The sequence below is a fragment of the Demequina sp. NBRC 110057 genome, assembly GCF_002090175.1.
Lineage (GTDB): Bacteria > Actinomycetota > Actinomycetes > Actinomycetales > Demequinaceae > Demequina.
Genome location: NZ_BBRN01000006.1, coordinates 173,376 through 188,961 on the forward strand (window position 1 = coordinate 173,376; position 15,586 = coordinate 188,961).

The following is a 15,586-nucleotide window of genomic DNA, read 5'->3' on the forward strand; positions in this document are numbered from 1 at the left end:
ACCGCCGGGAGTCAGGCCAGGTCGAGGTCCTCGAGGCCGTACAGCGACAGGTAGGGAAGGCCCTCCGCCTCGATCTTCTCGCGCGCGCCGGTGTCCCGGTCCACGATCACGGCGACGGCGGCGACGGTCGCGCCGGCCTCGCGGATGGCCTCGACGGCGGTCAGCACGGAGCCGCCGGTGGTGGACGTGTCCTCGACGGCGACCACCGTGCGGCCGGCGATGTCCGGACCCTCGATGCGGCGCTGCAGGCCGTGCGCCTTGTTCTCCTTGCGCACCACGAACGAGTCGAGGTCGAGGCCGCGGCTCGCGGCGGCGTGCATGAGGGAGGTCGCGACGGGGTCGGCACCCAGGGTGAGGCCGCCGACGGCGTCGACGTCGGCGGGGCCGAAGCCGTTGACCTCAAGGTGGTCGAGAAGGACGTGGCCGACGAGCGGCGCCGCGCGGTGGTGAAGGGTGATGCGGCGCAGGTCGACGTAGTAGTCGGCCTCCTTGCCCGAGGCCAGCGTGATGCGGCCGTGGACGACCGCCAGCTCCTTGATGAGGTCGCGCAGTTGCTCGCGCGGGGTGCCAGAGGTCGAGGTGCCGGTGCCGGTCGTCATGGCCGTCATCCTACCGACCCCTCCCCACCGTCAAATGGATCCCTTTGGCTCGTCTAAGACCGCAAAAGAGGGGGAATCCACCGCCGGGGATGGCTGACGGCCGATGCCGTGGTCGCCTCAGCGCGAGCGCATCGACCTCATGCGCCTGGTCACCGCCGATGGCGTCGCCCGCATAAGGGTGCCGGCCACCGCGTATTTCGCGGAAGGCGTGACCACGACGGCGCGGCGACGCACTGCCGCGAGCGCCGACTCGACCACCTGCTCGGGAGCGAGCCACGCGACGCCCGGGTACTCGTCGCGCATGTGCGCGAGCGAGGGGGCGTCGTGGAAGTGGGTCCGCACCAGGCCGGGCAGGACCACCGTGGCGGTGACGCCGGTGCCGTGCAACTGCGACGCGAGGGCCTCGGTGAAGTCCCTCACCCAGCGCTTATGTGCGGCGTAGGTGGTGTTGGCGAGGTGCGAGGCGATCGACGAGATGTTGAGGATCGCGCCGTGCCCGCGCGCAGTCATCGACTTGGCCGCCACCTGCGACAGCCGAAGCGTCGCCGTGACGAGCACGTCCATGGCGGCCTTCTCCGCCTCCCAGGTGGTGTCGAGGAGTTCCTCGCCCAGCCCGTATCCGGCGTTGTTCACGAGGAGGCTGATGGGGCGGTCGCGGTCGCCCACCCGTTCGGCAACGGCCTCGAGCCCCTCGGGCGTCGACAGGTCGGCGGCGAGCACCTCCACCTGGACCCCCGCCGCGCCACGGATCGTGTCGGCCATCTCGCTCAGCGCGTCACGGTCGCGCGCCACGAGGACCACGTCATGCTTGGCCGTCGCGAGCTGCCACGCGAACTCCTCGCCCAGCCCCTTAGATGCCCCGGTGATCAATGCGGTCGCCATGCCTGCCAGCCTAGGTGCGATGGCATCGGCCGCCTGCACCGTCGTCCCGACGGCCCTCGCGGTCGATTTCCCCTCTTTTACGGCCGTAGGCAAGCCAAAGGGATCCATTTGACGGGATAGCGTGGTCGCCATGCGCCTTGCGACCTGGAATGTGAACTCCGTCCGTGCCCGTGTTGACCGCGTGGTCGAGTGGCTCGACAGGTCAGGCACCGACGTGCTCGCCATGCAGGAGATCAAGTGCAAGCCCGAGCAGTTCCCGCGCGAGGCCTTCGAGGCCGCCGGGTATGAGCTCGCCATTCACGGCCTCAACCAGTGGAATGGTGTCGCGATCGCGTCCCGCGTGGGGCTCGAGGACGTCCAGACGGAGTTCGCCGCGCAGCCCGGCTTCGCCAAGACCGGCGACCCGGTGGTCGAGGCCCGCGCCATCGGCGCCGTCGCCGGCGGCGTGCGGGTGTGGAGCCTGTACGTGCCCAACGGGCGCGGCCTGTACGACCCCCACTACGCCTACAAGCTCGCCTTCCTCGAGAACCTCCGCGAGGCGGCACGCGCCTGGGCCGACGAGCCGACCGCGCTCGTGGGCGACTTCAACGTGGCGCCGCTTTCCACCGACATCTGGTCCGAGGAGGACTCGGAGGCCGAGACCCACGTCACGCCGGAGTCCCGCGCCGCGCTCACCTCCCTCGCCGATGCCGGCTACGAGGAACTCAGCCGCCGCTTCGTCCCGGACGAGAACAAGTACACGTTCTGGGACTACAAGGCGCTGCGTTTCCCCAAGAACGAGGGAATGCGCATCGACTTCATCTGGGGCTCGCAGCCGCTTGCCGCACGCGCGACCGCGCTCGAGATCCAGCGAGACGAGCGCAAGGGCAAGGGCGCCTCCGACCACGTACCGGTCGTGCTCGACATCGCGGACCTCGCGTGAGCGACGGCTTCGCCCCGCCGCCGCTGCCGGACGTCCCGGCGCCCGGATCGGCGGCGCCCGTGGCATCGGGCCCCGCGCCCGTCTCACCCCAGCCCGCCTCCACCGGCCCTAGCTCGCCCGGCCCCGTCCCGCCTGCGCGCGGACGGCGCGACCGCCCGGGCGTCTCCCGCGGCGTGCGCTGGACCCTCCTTGCCGGCGCGGTAGCCATCGTGGTGGGCCTCGCGTGGGCGCTCGTGCTCATCGTCGCCGACACGCAGGCGGCGCCCGCCGACGCCGACGCGACCGGCACCCTGCACGCCGTTCAGGTAGTCGAGGGCATGTGCCTGGAGAGCCTTGACGGCGACGGCACCGTGGCCGATGCGACGGTGGTCGACTGCTCGGAGCCGCACGCGGGCGAGGTGGTGGCCACCGTCGAGCTCCCCCTCGAGGTGTACCCCGGCGAGGAGGCCGTCACCGAGCGGGCGCTCGAGACGTGCACCGACAGGGTCGGCGCCGTCGCGCGCAACGCCGAGTGGGTCGCGTGGATCCCCTCGTCGGACTCGTGGACGCGAGGAGACCGCACGGTCACCTGCATCGTGACCTCCACGGACGAGATGCGAGACGCGTCGCGTCCCGGTGAGGCGGTCGACGGCGAAAACGCCTGACCCGTCGCCGCGCGCGGGAGTGCGCGAGCGGCTAGATCGTCGCGCGGGTGCGCGTGGAGATCGCGCTGTGCACCGCCGGGTCGCCCACGGACGCGAGCCATTCGAGAAGGCTCGCCGGCGACGCCGGGTTGGCGGCGATGGTGGCGCGCATGTCGGGATGCGCGTAGGCGATGCGCGCGAGCTCCGCGGGCGTGGCGGTGGGGTCCGCGGCGCGGCTACGCAGCAGGCGGTCCGAGGCCGACCCCGGCGTGGCCTGATGGACGGGGATCAGCGAGGTGCGTCGCACCACTGCCGATGCCGGGGCTGCGGGGGGCGCTACCCACGCGTCGCGCAGCATCACCGCGAGGATCGCGAGAGGCACCAGCGGCGTGAGCCAGACGAGCGACGGATACACCACGGTCTCGATGCTGGCGAGGAAAATGGCACCCAACATGAACGCGGCGGCGCCGACGGAGAAGGTCACTCGTGAGCGGGTCGTCAGCGTGACGCGCGGATGCGCGCTCGCTGCTACCGCCCCCGCGAACAACACGCCGGTGGTCAGAAGCACGTACTCCTCACCCGACCACGACATGCGCCCACCCCCCTGATCTATGAGCGCGTCTCCGCCGGCCCCACCACGGTCCCCCCGTGTTCCCCCGGGTCCCCCACTGTGGTGCGGGGGGCGGCCTGCGATGGCATCAGGCCGCCCCACCACTGGCAGGATGGCAGTGGCTCCCACCCTCGTAAAGCCCACACTTATGTGGGCAACACAACGGTGGGCAGCGCCGCCACCGTCCGCCACGGCCTCTCGCGCGACCGGCGGCGTCACCGCCTCGCGCTATCGTGACCGCAGGCGGAAGGAGGTGGCCCGTGGCACGCACGCGACGGATCGCGCTCGTGGAGGATCATGCCCTCATCTCCCTGGGGTTTCGTGACCTCATCGCGGGGATCGAGGATGTCTCGCTCGTCACCAGCGTCACGACGGTGCGCGACATCGCGCCCGGCGTCGAGCTCGACATGGTGGTGCTCGACCTCCGCCTGGCCGATGGCTCCGTGCCGGCGGACAACGTGGCCGCCCTGCGAGCGCGCGGCTGGCACGTGCTCATCTACACGGGCGCCGAGGACCGCTCCCTCATCCAGTCGGCCGCGAGGGCGGGCGCGCTCGGCCTGGTGCGCAAGTCCGCTCCCCCCGAGGAACTCGTCGACGCGATCCGCACCGCCGCCGCGGGCGGAGAGGTGTTCTCGACCGAGTGGGCGGCCGCCATCGACGCGGCGGCGGACCTGGTCGACGCCGGCCTGAGCGAGCGCGAGGCCGAGGTCCTCCAGATGTACGCCGCCGGCGAGACCGCGCAGTCCGTCGCGCTTCACCTGGGCATCTCGCGCGCCACGGTCTCCGACTACGTGATCCGCATCCGCCGCAAGTATTCGCAGGTGGGCCGGCCCGCCGCCTCCCGCGTCGACCTGTACCGACGCGCGCGCGAGGACGGCATCCTCGAATGACCGTGCTCGAGCACACCGCGCGCGACCGCGTTCAGCGCGTCCTCTACTTCGCCTCCGGCATCGGCGCCGTCGTCTTCGGGCTCTTGCTCCTCACAGGCCCCAGCGGCATCCTCGCCGCGCGTGACCAGGTGCAGCCCTGGTACTGGTGGCTGTCAGTGATCGTGGTGGTGATCCTGCCGATCTCGTTCGTCGGCACTGCCTTCCGCGTCCCCCTTCGCGCCCTCCACGCGATCGCGATCACGTGCGTGGCCGGGTTCCTCCTGGTGCAGCTGCTGTGGGTGCCGGCCATGACCGGCGACTGGCTCGCCGACAACGGCACGCCGTGGATCCAGGGCATCAACGCGCTCCCGTCCACGCTCGTGGGCGTCGCCTGGACGTCGTCGGCCGTCTGGTTCTTTCCCCTGTCCCAGCTGGTCCTGGTGCCCATGATTCAGCTCATGGCCTCCCAGACCAGCACCTGGGCGGCCGTCCTGGACGGGTGCGGGGCCCTCATCTTCTGCTCGATCTTGACCGCGATGACGCTCGCCGTTGTGGGCGCCGCCCGCGGCGAGGACAAGGCGGCGCGCGACGCCCGCTCGCTCGCCGCCGTGGAGGCCGCCAGGCGCACGCGCGAGCGCGAGGTCACGCGCATCAACGCCATCGTCCACGACGACGTCATGTCGGTGCTGCTCACCGCCTCGCGCGAGGGCGCCCCTGGTGCCGTCTCGGCAAGCGCGGACGAGGCCCTGTCGTCGATCGCCTCGCTCACCACTCCCGAACACGAGCGCCCCGGCGGCTACTCGGGCCCAGAGGTGGTCGCGGCCCTGCGCGCGGTGCCCGCCGACCTCGGCGTGGCCGCTCACGTGGACTACTCGTTCGGCTCGTGCCCGTCAGTCCCGGCCGATGCCGTGGCGGCGCTGTCGGAGGCGCTCGGCGAGGCAGTGCGCAACTCCGCGAGGCACGCGGGGGACCATGCTGGCCTCGCAGTGTCCATCACCGCCAACTATCGCGGGGTCGACGTGCTGGTCACCGACCGCGGTCCCGGCTTCGACCCCGCCGGCATCGATCCGCTCCGCCTCGGCATCCGGGTCTCGATCGTCGACCGCATGGCGACCGTCACGGGAGGCCGCGGCACCGTCGACTCGCGCCCCGGTCGCGGCACCACCGTGGCCATCGGATGGGACGCGCCATGACCATGCCGACCCTCAGTGAGGGTTCCGCGACGACGGGAGGCCGGTTGCTGCCGCTGAACAGCTGGGAGGCGAAGGTCATCGTCGGCCTGTTCATCGTCACCAATGCGCTGTTCGCGATCGGCACGTCCGAGGTCGCCGCCCGCCCCTGGATGACCTACCTCGCCGTGGCCGTCGCCGGCTACGGCGCCGTGGTGATCGTGAAGCGGGCACCGTTCCCGTTCCCGCGCCGCGACACGGCCATCGTGCTGGCCACGGTGGTCGTGTCGACCGCGCTGGTCTTCGGCGGCGTCACCGGCGCCGGCGCACTCGGCAGGGCAACGTGGCACCTGGGGTCGAACACGTGGCTGCTGTTCTTCCTCGCCATGCGCGGACGGCCTGGTGCCGCATGGCTCGGCATGGCGCTCATGCTGGGTCAGAGCGCCGTGTGGGGAGCCTTCACCGGGCGCGGGGCGCTTGCAGCCGTCATGATGTCCAACAGCCACGTGGGAATCCTCATCGTCGCCACCCTCTTCGCGCGCCAGTTGAGCGCGACCGCCGACCGCATCGCGGCGCTGCGCGAACGCGCGGTCGCGTCCGCGGCGGAGACAGCGGCGGCCGATGCCGGGCTCGAGATCCGTCGCACCCGCGCCGCCGAACTGGCGAGCCTCGCTGTGCCGCTGCTCGAGCGCATCAGGTCGGGAGGCCCCTTCGACGCCGACGAACGCGCCCAGTTCGCCCGCACCGAGGCGCGGCTGCGCGATGGGGTGAGGGGACGCTCCCTTGCCCTCCCCGACGTCGTCGAGGCAGTGGAGGCCGCCCGCATGCGCGGCATCCAGGTCACGATCCTCGACGACCGCGGCACCGCGGTCGAGGACGGCGAGGCGCTGCGCCGCATGGTCGAGACCACGGTCGGCATCCTCCACGCCGCCTGCTCCGGGTCGATCACCGTGCGCCTGCTGCCCGCCGGCCGCAGCGCCGCGCTCAGCATCGTCCACGCCGACGGCGACGAGGTGACGCGACGCACGCTTGACGCGCAGGGCCACCCGGCCGATGCCGGGGTCACCTAACCCACGGCCTCCCGCCACCGCATCGGCCGCCCGCACGACCGCGGAAAGGCGAAGGGGCGGCACCCGCGACCACCGTCGCGCGCGCCGCCCCTCGAGAGCGTTCGGGCTCGTGCCTTAGTTGGCGAGCGCCTTCGCCTTGATGGCGTCGAACTCGGCCTGCGTGATGGCGCCGGAGTCGAGCAGCTCCTTGGCCGCCTTGATCTCGCCGGCGGGGCCGGCCTCGCCCATCAGGCCCTTGGTGTACTCGACCTGGGCGGCGTGCACCTCGGCGGCCTGCGCGACGTCGCGGCGGGCCATGCCCTTACCGCGGGCGATCAGGTAGATGAGGATGCCGAGGAACGGGAAGATCAGCACCGCGATCAGCCACAGCACCTTGCCGAAGCCGCCGAGCTCGCGGTCACGGAAGATGTCGACGATGACGCGGAACAGCACCATGAAGAACGCCACGAGGACGAAGATCCAGAGGCTGAAGAACAGCAGGTCGAGGAAGGACTTGAAGAACTCCACGGGGGCTCCTTAGAACGGTATTTCGCGGGGACGTCCGCGAACCGCGGAACGGCCACCACACTACTGGACCGCTGGTCGAATTGTCCCGCACCTGAGAATGTTCCTAGCGGACACGTCGAGAAACGCGAAAGGCCCCCGCCAACTGGCGGGGGCCTTTCGATAAAGCGCGCCCGGAGGGATTCGAACCCCCAACCTTCTGATCCGTAGTCAGATGCTCTATCCGTTGAGCTACGGGCGCACGGTCCGCGAGGACCGAGACACAACTATACAGGTTCGGGAGGCGGTCGATGACCACTTTCGCCCGATCCATGCGTCGTCGCGTGGCGGAGACGGTGGGATTCGAACCCACGGATGGGTTTACCCCATCACATCCTTAGCAGGGATGCACTTTCGGCCGCTCAGTCACGTCTCCTGTGCAGCGGGTACAGGGTACCGGTCGCGGGAGCCTTGGAGCAAAGCGGGTTCGCGAGGCCCGCGACCGGCACCCCGCGGTCCTAGCAGCAGCCGGTTCCGCAGCAGCCTCCGCCGCAGCACTGAGTCATGCTCTCCATCACACCCACCTCCCTTCGACATATGTCTCAACACGAAGCATGGGCCGAAGTTATGACATATGTCAAATCTTGTGAGAGCATGGGCTCATGCCCGCCTCACTTCCCCAGGTCGACGCCTCGGAGGCGCTGTGCTGCGCGCCGCTGGGCGACCCCGGCTTCGCGCCCGAGGACGACGCTGTGGCCATCGCGGCACGACTGCGAGCCATGGCGGATGCGAACCGTGTGAGGATCCTCCAGGCGCTCAGCTGCTGCGAGGGCCACGAGATGACGACCACGGACGTCGCGGCGCTCCTCGATGTGACGCCCGCGACGGCCAACCACCATCTGCGCCAGCTCGAAGGCGCCGGGATGGTCACGGCGCGACGCGACGGCGCCAAGGTCCACTACGGGCTACGCCTGCACAGCGTGCGCGCGGTGTCGCGCGTCCTCCACGTCACCTGCGGGGCGTCCTGCGCCTGCTGCTAGCGGGTCGGCGCCACGCCACTTCATGAGCGGAGAGTGTGGGATTCGAACCCACGGAGACGCTTACACGCCTCAACGGTTTTCAAGACCGTCACCTTCGGCCACTCGGTCAACTCTCCTACGCCGGTTTAGGCCCCGGCCGTGCCATTGTGCCAGCCCGCCGGCATACCGGGGGTGACCACCGTCAGCTCGTACAGCTCGGCCGCCTGGGCGAGTTCCGCATCGTACGTCGCGATGGTGTCGATCGAGGGGTGAGCCACTGCCGCCCCCAGGTGCAGCGCCGCAAACGGCTTCAGCACGGCCGCGGCGTGCGTGGACACGCCCACGTTCTTGTCGGAAAACCGGATGGAGGGGATGCGCGCGCGCACCTGCTCCACCACCTCGAAGGCCTGGTTCTTCTCCGCGCGCGGGTACAGCTCCGCCGCCTGGCGCAGTTCGGTATACCCCAGCTGTGTGGTGGTCACCTCCCCCAGTCGGGGCAGGATCCACGCGGTGAACTCGTCGAAGTACTTCACGCCGGGCAGGAAGCGCACCAGCGCGGAGCCGTCGACGTAGATCACGCTCGCAAGGATAGCCCGGCAGAGGTCAGCCGATGCGCGCGCGCCGTTGCGCACGCATCGGCCGTCTGTGTCAGCCCTTCTTGAGCTGTCGCATCGCGAGCTGGACCACGGCGATCAGCGCCTGCTTGGTCGCGGCCTTCTCGCGCGCATCGGTGTACATGACGGGGACCTCGGGCGGGATGCCCAGGGCCTCGCGCACGTCCTCGAGGGTGTGGCGGGCGACGCCGTCGAAGCAGTTGACGCACACCACGAACGGCACGCCGCGTCCCTCGAAGTAGTCGACCGCGGGGAAGCACTGGTCGAGTCGCTCGGTGTCGACGAGGACCACGGCGCCGATGGCTCCGCGCACCAGGTCGTCCCACATGAACAGGAAGCGGTCCTGGCCGGGGGTGCCGAACAGGTACAGCCACAGCGAGCCGGGAAGCGCGATGCGGCCGAAGTCCATGGCCACCGTGGTGGTGGTCTTGCGGTCGGTCACGCCACCGGCGTCGTCGACGCCGATCGACTTCTCCGTCATCGCCGCCTCGGTGTTGAGGGGGTCGATGTCCGAGATCGAGCCGATGAAGGTCGTCTTGCCCACGGCGAAGCCGCCGGCGATGACGATCTTGACGACCGTGGGGGCGACGTGGACGGGAGCGGTCGCGACCGCCGCGTCAGAGGGCTGCGATGCCATCAAGGACACTCTCCAGAAGGCTCAGGGAAATCTCGCCGTCCTCGCTGTGCGTGGACTTGTCATCGGCGGTTCCACCGGTGTGAATGATGAGGTGGTTCTCGGTTGCCAGGTCGGTGACGAGGACTCGCACCACTCCCAGCGGCAGACGGGTGTGGGCGGACAGCTCGGCGACCGACTGGTACTGACCGGTCGACAGCTGCAGGATGGTGCGCTTCTCGGGCGTCAGCCCGCGCACCGCCTCCACGTCGGCGCTGGACTCGACAAGGGCCTCCATGGGGAGGTCTTTGCTCGCAGCGCTGACGCGACCGCCCGTGACGGCGTACGGACGGACCGTGTAGGCCTCGTCGTCGTCATGCACGTCGCTGTGGGTCATGGTGCTCACATCCTTCAGACGCGGGTGTGTCCATCGGTCGGCAGGTTCTGACGCATCTCGGTGATGAGCTGCGGGGTGAGGGCGTTCTCGGTGCGCGAGACGAGGAGGGTCATCTCGTAGCCCACGAGGCCCACGTCGCACGTCGAGTCGGCGGCCACGGCGAGGACGGAGCCGTTTGAGACGCTCATCAGGAAGAGGAACAGCTCGTCCATCTCGATGATCGACTGACGGACCTCGCCTGCCTGGAGCTGACGCGCGGCACCACGCGTGAGGCTCGCCATGCCCGACACCACGGCCGCGAGCGTGTCGCCACCCGTGCGGTCGAGGTTCTTCGACATGGCCATGAGCAGGCCGTCGGCGCTCACGACGAGCGTGTGGCGCGTGCCGGGGACCGTCTGGACAAAGTTGTCCAGCAGCCATCCGAAATTGGTTGCTTCAGCGCTGAGCTCGGGCAACTGTCCTCCTAGGTGTAACGCTCCGGGTGCGGAGACATTCGTGGTTGCGGGTGTCGTCATGGTCAGTCCTGGCCCCCGTGCACATCCTGCTCGATCTGCGTGGCACGATCGAAGTCGGCGGCGTCCTGACGGGCACGCTGGGTGCCGGAGTAGAACGCGCTGAAGCGGTTGCGGACGGCGTCGGCATCGCGCTCGGCGGGCGTCACCGCCACCTCCTCCTCGAGCGGCTTGACCTCGACCGGCGGCGCGTCCGACTGGCGGCGCTTCTGCAGCCCGGCGCGCGTCTTCTCGATCTTGGGGCGCTCCGCGGCAAGCGAGCTGAGCTCCGAGAACACGGCCGATGCCACATCGGTGTCGCCACCGTCGCGCTCCTCGGGCCGGATGATCGGCTGGTAGGTGGTCGCCGACTCGGGCGCGGCGGCCTGCAGCGCGCTCTCGCCCGCGGCCTCCCAGCCGTGCGCCTGCGCCAGCTCCTCGGCGGAGAACTGCTCGACCTCCGGTGCCTGCTGCTCGGGAAGGGCGACGGGCTCAAACGCCGTCGGGGCCGATGCGGGCTGCGGCTCCGAGTGCTCCTGTTCCGTGTGCTGCGGCTCGAAGGCCTGCGGGGCGAACGCGGTGGGCGCCTGGTACCGCTCGGGCTCGAACGCCTGGGGGGCGAAGGCCTGCGGCGCAGGCTCGGGCTCGGGCTCCGGCTGCGGCTCGGGCTCGAAGCTGGCCACGGGCATGGCCGAGAACAGCGAGCCTCGGCTCGGCGTCTGCGGCGCCTCCTCGGCGGTGGCCGATGCCGGCGCGGGCTCCCCCGCGGGTCCGGGCTCGAAGGTGGCCTGGCTCGGCGCGAACGACGCCTCGCCGGGCTCGAAGGCCGTCGGGGCCGACGCCGCGGACAGGCCCGAGGGCGCCGTCTCCGCGGGCGGTGCGGCGACAGGCTCGACGACCGGGGCGAACGCCGTGGGCGCGGACGGGGCCGACGGAGCGGGCGTCTCCGCCTCGTCGTCCTTGCGGCCGCGGCCGAACAGGCGCGAGAAGAAGCCCGGGCGGTGGTCCTCCTCGACGGCGCTCTGGATCAGGTCGTCGAGCTGCGGCGACTCGGACGCCGGGGCCTCGTCGAGGGCCACGGAGTCGACTCCGGCGAACGGAGTCGAGTCCGCAGGCTCCGCCTCCTCGGGGGCGGCCGGGGTCGAGGCCACGCGGGCCCAGGCCGGCGTCACACCCTCGGCGTCGGCCGGGAAGTACGGCTGCGCCGCGGGCTCGGGTGCCGACGTCGCGTCGGGCGCCGCCACTGCCTCGTCAAACGAGAACGGCCCCACTGGCTCGGGCTCTGCCACGGGCTCCGCGACCGGCTCCGCGGACCGTGCCCACGCCGACGCATCGGCCGGCTGCTCGGCCTCGTACGCCGGGGCCGCGTACGCCGGGGCCTCGTCCGCCGCCTGCTCGTAGGCCGGGGCCTCGTCCGCCACGGCCGCGGCGATGTCCTCGAGCTCGGGAGCGGGCGTCGCGTCCCACTGCGGCGCGGCATCCGTGGCGGGGACCTCGTCCTCGTCGGGCTCGAACGCGAACGTCGGGATGTGCTCGGCCGCGGGCGACTCGTCGGCGGCATCGGCCACCGGCTCGTCCTCGACGAGCCACGGGATCGCGGGGGCGTTCATGGCCTCCGGCACCGCGGGGGCCGCGGGCTCGGACGCCTCGGGAGTCTCCCACGAGGACGCGGCGTGCTCGTCGGCAACCTCGTCGCTGATGACGGGGATCTGGCCGGTGGTCGACGGGTCGAACTTGGGAAGGCGGAAGCCGCTCACCCCTGCCGCTTCGTCGGGCTCCAGGGCGAAGGTCGGGATCGGCTCGGGCTCGATCACCGGCTGCTCGGCCGGGGTGACGTCGCCCGATGCTGTCGCGTCCTCGGCCTGCGGCTCGTCCTCGCGGGAACGGCCGCGTGCGCCGAAGAAGGCGGCGGCGCCGAGCGCCCCGGCACCGGCGGCGGTGGCGCCCCAGTGGCGGTCGTGCTCGCTCTCGGCGGTCGGGGCCGAAGGCGCAGACTCGTGCGCCTCGGAGGAGTCGTCGTCGAGCGCGGGGATCGCGAGCGGCTGCTCGGTCGCCGCGTCGAGGTCGGAGGCCGCGGCCGCCTGCTCGGTCTCGCGACGCGAACGGAAGCCACGGAACATGGAGGCGCGCTCATCGGCCGACTGCGGCGCGACCTCGCTCGGGGCGACGGTCGGCGTGAAGCCACCGCTTGCCTCGGCGTCGAGGGCGGACAGCTGCTCCTCGGTGGCGCGGGCGGGGAGGCCCACGACCGGCACCACGCCGGCAAGCGAGCCGTCAGCCGACGGCGTCTGCGGGGTGCGGCGACGACGGGTCGGCAGGCCCGCGGCGTTGGTGCCCTCGGTGAGACCCTCGACGTCGGCCTCCTGCGCGGACGGGGCCGCGGCGGCATCGGCCGCGATGAGGGCGTCGATCGAGTGCGGGTCCGCGGCTGCGGCCGGCACGGCACCTCCGCGGGCGGGAAGGTCGCCACCGCGGCTCGGCAGCTCGCCTCCGCGGGCGGGAAGGTCGCCGTCGCGCCCGGACAGGCTCGCGCCCTCCTGGACGGCGGCTGGCGTGTAGGCGGGTCCGGCGGCGATCTCGCGCTCGGGCGAGGCGGCCAGCACGGGCGCGGGAGCCTCGACTGCCTCGTCGACGGCCATCGACACCTGGCCAGGCGCCGGCGACGCGGCCTCGGTGGGGGTGCCATCGGCCCCCGCGAACAACGCGGTGGGAAGCATCACGGTGGCGACGGTGCCGCGACCCTCCTCGGAGCGCACCTCCACCTGGGCGCCGATGCGGCGCGCAATGCGGCCGACCACGAAGAGGCCCAGGCGCTGCTCACCGAGGATCTCGGACGCGGCGGTGGAGCCTACGCGGGCGTTCGCCTCGGCGACCTCGGACTCGGTCATGCCGATGCCGTGGTCCTCGACCTCGACGGCGAATCCACCGTCGACGGCGGCGGTGCGCACGGAAACGCGCGTGCCGGGGTCCGAGAAGACGGTGGCGTTCTCGAGGAGCTCGGCGAACAGGTGGGCGGCGGTCAGTGCCGTGTGGCCCAGCATCGAGGGGTCGTCGTCGAGGTGCAGGTCGACGCGCTCGTACAGCTCGATCTCGGACGACGCGGTGCGGACCACGTCGGACAGCGGCATCGGGCGGCGCAGGCGACGACCGGTGTCGATACCCGCGAGCACCAGCAGCGACTCGGAGTTACGGCGCATTCGCGTCGCGAGGTGGTCGAGGGCGAACAGCCTGGTGAGCGTCTCCGGGTCGTCCTCGGTGCGCTCCATGTCGTCGATCGAGGACAGCTGGCGGTTCAGCAGCACCTGGTCGCGACGGGCGACGTTGACGAACATCTCGGAGATGGAGCCACGCAGCGCAGCCTGCTCGGCTGCGATGGACAGCGTTGCCGCGTTAACACCGTTGAACGCCTCGGCCAGACGGCCGACCTCGTCCTGCGACTCCACGGGGATCTGCACCTCGGTGACGTCCACGTCCTCACCGGGCAGCGCGACTCGCTCCACCAGTCGCGGCAGCTCCTGGCGGACCGCGGTCGCAGTCGTCGTCAGGCGGCGCAGCGGGCCGATGATGCGGCGCGCGATCACGAGCGCGATGATGATCGACACGATGACGATCGCGATGGCGGCAAGACCGGTCAGGATCGCCTGGGCAAGCGCGGCCTGGGTGTCGTTCGACGCGGTGGACGTCACGGTGGTCCACATCTCATCACGCAGGGGCTCGTAGGCCGCGACCTCGGTGTCGACCTCGTCCGACCAGCCGGAGTCGCGCTCCGCGACGAGCGAGGCGTCGAGGCCGGTCAGCACCTGCGTACGGACAGTCTGGAACGAGCTCGCGGTGCCATCCAGCACACTCGCCGAGGCTCCGAATGCCGGCACCGGCTCCGCGCCCTCGACGGCGGCGGACGAGTCCTGCGCCTCCTCGAGCGAGATATCCGTGCGGGCGGTCATGGTGCGTGCCGTCGCGGCCTCACCGGGGAGGAACGCTCCCTCACGGATGAGGCGGTCGATGACGACTTCCTCGTACCGCATGTTCTCGATGAGGCCATCGAGATCGCCGTAGGCCTGGACGCTCGTCACCAGGTCACGGTCCGACATCGCAACGGAGACGTCGTCGGCCGCGGACACGATGGTGCCGATCAGTGACGTGTAACCGTTGATGACGGCAGACACGTTGACGGTGGCGGCGCGCACCGCGGCGCGCGTGTTCGGCAGGCTCGCCACGGCGTCCTGGCCGGACAGCAGCGCCTCGACGGCGCGCTCGTTCGCCTCGTTGCCTGCCAGTCTCTCGGAGGAACCGAGAAGGCCCTGGACACCGGCGTCGACACGCTCCCACACGGCCTCGAGCGGCTCCTCGTAGGCGAGAGGCTCGGTAAACAGCGCCGCCGCCGACTCGGATTCGTAGTTGAGGCGGAAGCTCAGGGCCGCGAGCGGGATGTCGAGACCGGAACCGTCAGGCAGGCCCGCGGAGATCTCGTCGACAGCAGCAACCGCGTCCGCGTAGGCGGCCTGCATCGACTCGATGTCCTCGGCGGAGGGGAACTGCACCCATCCGCCCTCCTCGGCGGGGGCCGCGATCTGCACCGCGCGAGCGGCTTCCATGTAGCCGCCCGAGGTGCGGTTGATGGCTGCGTCGACGTCTGCCATGAGGGCCTCGCCGTCGACGGCAGGCGTCGTGTCTTCCTCGGACTCGTCCGTGGCCGATGCGTCGTCCGACTCGTCAGTCGACTCGTCCGTCGCGTCGGGCTCCTCGGAGGTGCCCGCAGCGGCCTCGAGGTTCGACAGTGCGGTGTCCGTGAACTCGTAGGCCTCGTCGAGCTTGTCCTCACCGTCCTGGATGGTGTGAGAGAACTGCTCGGACAGGAGGCGCTCCTCCTGGAGGTCCGTCTCGAGCTCGCGCGCCTGCCCGAGGGTCGCAATGAGATCCTCGGAGTTCTGTGCGGAGGTGAAGGTCTGTGCCGCGGACGCGGTGATGAACGCCGCGGCGAGCACGAGCACCAGAATGGGCACCGCGACTACCGCGAGGATCTTCCCGCGAATACCAAGCCTCTGGAGCATCAACCCTCTCCCTCACGAGCCGCCGCCCGGGTCACGCGAATCTCGACATGCCCCGCGTTGCGAGCGGACTTCACCGTTATCGGCGGCGCCGCCTCAAACCTGAAGCCCACGTGGCCCATTGCAGGTTGAGACGCTATATGGTGACCGCTATGACGCGAAACTCCGGGCGGATCG

General features: G+C 71.0%; 15 protein-coding genes and 3 tRNA genes. 6 read left to right on the plus strand and 12 right to left on the minus strand.

Annotated features, from left to right (window positions below):
- Positions 1-11: 11 nt before the first annotated feature.
- Together pyrE and B7K26_RS11630 are read right to left on the minus strand one after the other, a co-directional pair.
- The gene (gene pyrE / locus B7K26_RS11625) at positions 12-608 is read right to left on the minus strand and encodes an orotate phosphoribosyltransferase (protein WP_084079373.1); all 597 of its coding nucleotides are present in this window, start codon (positions 606-608) and stop codon (positions 12-14) included.
- 108 nt (positions 609-716) lie between these two features.
- The gene (locus B7K26_RS11630; RefSeq protein WP_084079374.1) at positions 717-1,481 is read right to left on the minus strand and encodes an SDR family oxidoreductase; all 765 of its coding nucleotides are present in this window, start codon (positions 1,479-1,481) and stop codon (positions 717-719) included.
- 130 nt (positions 1,482-1,611) lie between these two features.
- On the opposite strand from B7K26_RS11630, the gene B7K26_RS11635 reads away from it, so the two are divergent.
- The gene (locus B7K26_RS11635) at positions 1,612-2,403 is read left to right on the plus strand and encodes an exodeoxyribonuclease III (protein ID WP_084079375.1); all 792 of its coding nucleotides are present in this window, start codon (positions 1,612-1,614) and stop codon (positions 2,401-2,403) included.
- A complete protein-coding gene (locus tag B7K26_RS11640) occupies positions 2,400-3,047 on the plus strand; it encodes a septum formation family protein (RefSeq protein WP_159449689.1) in 648 nt (215 codons plus the stop codon). Before B7K26_RS11635 ends, B7K26_RS11640 begins: the two co-directional genes overlap by 4 nt.
- Positions 3,048-3,078: 31 nt before the next feature.
- On the opposite strand, the gene B7K26_RS11645 is transcribed toward B7K26_RS11640, so the two are convergent.
- A complete protein-coding gene (locus tag B7K26_RS11645; RefSeq protein ID WP_084079376.1) occupies positions 3,079-3,618 on the minus strand; it encodes a hypothetical protein in 540 nt (179 codons plus the stop codon).
- A gap of 278 nt (positions 3,619-3,896) precedes the next feature.
- On the opposite strand from B7K26_RS11645, the gene B7K26_RS11650 reads away from it, so the two are divergent.
- Genes B7K26_RS11650 through B7K26_RS11660 form a run of 3 tightly spaced genes read left to right on the plus strand, consistent with a single transcriptional unit; the run spans position 3,897 to position 6,744 of the window.
- The gene (locus tag B7K26_RS11650; protein WP_084079377.1) at positions 3,897-4,526 is read left to right on the plus strand and encodes a LuxR C-terminal-related transcriptional regulator; all 630 of its coding nucleotides are present in this window, start codon (positions 3,897-3,899) and stop codon (positions 4,524-4,526) included.
- On the plus strand, positions 4,523-5,698 hold the full coding sequence (locus tag B7K26_RS11655; protein WP_084079378.1) for a sensor histidine kinase: 1,176 nt from the start codon (positions 4,523-4,525) through the stop codon (positions 5,696-5,698). The genes B7K26_RS11650 and B7K26_RS11655 overlap by 4 nt, the downstream gene beginning before the upstream one ends.
- 2 nt (positions 5,699-5,700) lie before the next feature.
- Complete coding sequence (locus B7K26_RS11660) at positions 5,701-6,744, plus strand: hypothetical protein (protein WP_084079379.1); 1,044 nt, start codon at positions 5,701-5,703, stop codon at positions 6,742-6,744.
- Between the two features lie 114 nt (positions 6,745-6,858).
- Here B7K26_RS11660 and B7K26_RS11665 read toward each other — a convergent pair whose 3' ends face one another.
- The 3 genes from B7K26_RS11665 to B7K26_RS11675 all read right to left on the minus strand — a co-directional run bounded on the left by B7K26_RS11665 (position 6,859) and on the right by B7K26_RS11675 (position 7,663).
- Positions 6,859-7,251 (minus strand): SHOCT domain-containing protein, encoded by a 393-nt coding sequence (locus B7K26_RS11665; RefSeq protein ID WP_234998801.1) that lies wholly within the window; start codon positions 7,249-7,251, stop codon positions 6,859-6,861.
- A gap of 165 nt (positions 7,252-7,416) precedes the next feature.
- Positions 7,417-7,489: transfer RNA gene (locus tag B7K26_RS11670), tRNA-Arg, on the minus strand.
- Positions 7,490-7,572: 83 nt separating this feature from the next.
- Positions 7,573-7,663 (minus strand) — tRNA-Ser (locus tag B7K26_RS11675).
- Positions 7,664-7,889: 226 nt separating this feature from the next.
- Between B7K26_RS11675 and B7K26_RS11680 the strand changes: the two genes are divergently transcribed.
- Positions 7,890-8,267 (plus strand): helix-turn-helix transcriptional regulator, encoded by a 378-nt coding sequence (locus B7K26_RS11680; RefSeq protein ID WP_084079380.1) that lies wholly within the window; start codon positions 7,890-7,892, stop codon positions 8,265-8,267.
- 27 nt (positions 8,268-8,294) lie between these two features.
- On the opposite strand, the gene B7K26_RS11685 is transcribed toward B7K26_RS11680, so the two are convergent.
- From B7K26_RS11685 to B7K26_RS11710, 6 genes are all read right to left on the minus strand, one after another.
- Positions 8,295-8,383, minus strand: a tRNA-Ser gene (locus tag B7K26_RS11685).
- Between the two features lie 9 nt (positions 8,384-8,392).
- On the minus strand, positions 8,393-8,824 hold the full coding sequence (locus tag B7K26_RS11690) for a PIN domain-containing protein (RefSeq protein ID WP_084079381.1): 432 nt from the start codon (positions 8,822-8,824) through the stop codon (positions 8,393-8,395).
- A gap of 70 nt (positions 8,825-8,894) precedes the next feature.
- Positions 8,895-9,497 carry an ATP/GTP-binding protein gene (locus B7K26_RS11695; protein ID WP_084079382.1) on the minus strand — a complete coding sequence of 201 codons (603 nt, stop codon included), beginning with the start codon at positions 9,495-9,497 and terminating at the stop codon, positions 8,895-8,897.
- Entirely contained in the window at positions 9,478-9,870 is a 393-nt protein-coding gene (locus B7K26_RS11700) for a DUF742 domain-containing protein (protein ID WP_084079383.1), read from the minus strand. The genes B7K26_RS11695 and B7K26_RS11700 overlap by 20 nt, the downstream gene beginning before the upstream one ends.
- Before the next feature lie 14 nt (positions 9,871-9,884).
- Positions 9,885-10,325 carry a roadblock/LC7 domain-containing protein gene (locus B7K26_RS11705; RefSeq protein ID WP_143340694.1) on the minus strand — a complete coding sequence of 147 codons (441 nt, stop codon included), beginning with the start codon at positions 10,323-10,325 and terminating at the stop codon, positions 9,885-9,887.
- Between the two features lie 62 nt (positions 10,326-10,387).
- Complete coding sequence (locus B7K26_RS11710) at positions 10,388-15,412, minus strand: ATP-binding protein (RefSeq protein ID WP_084079385.1); 5,025 nt, start codon at positions 15,410-15,412, stop codon at positions 10,388-10,390.
- Between the last annotated feature and the right edge of the window lie 174 nt (positions 15,413-15,586).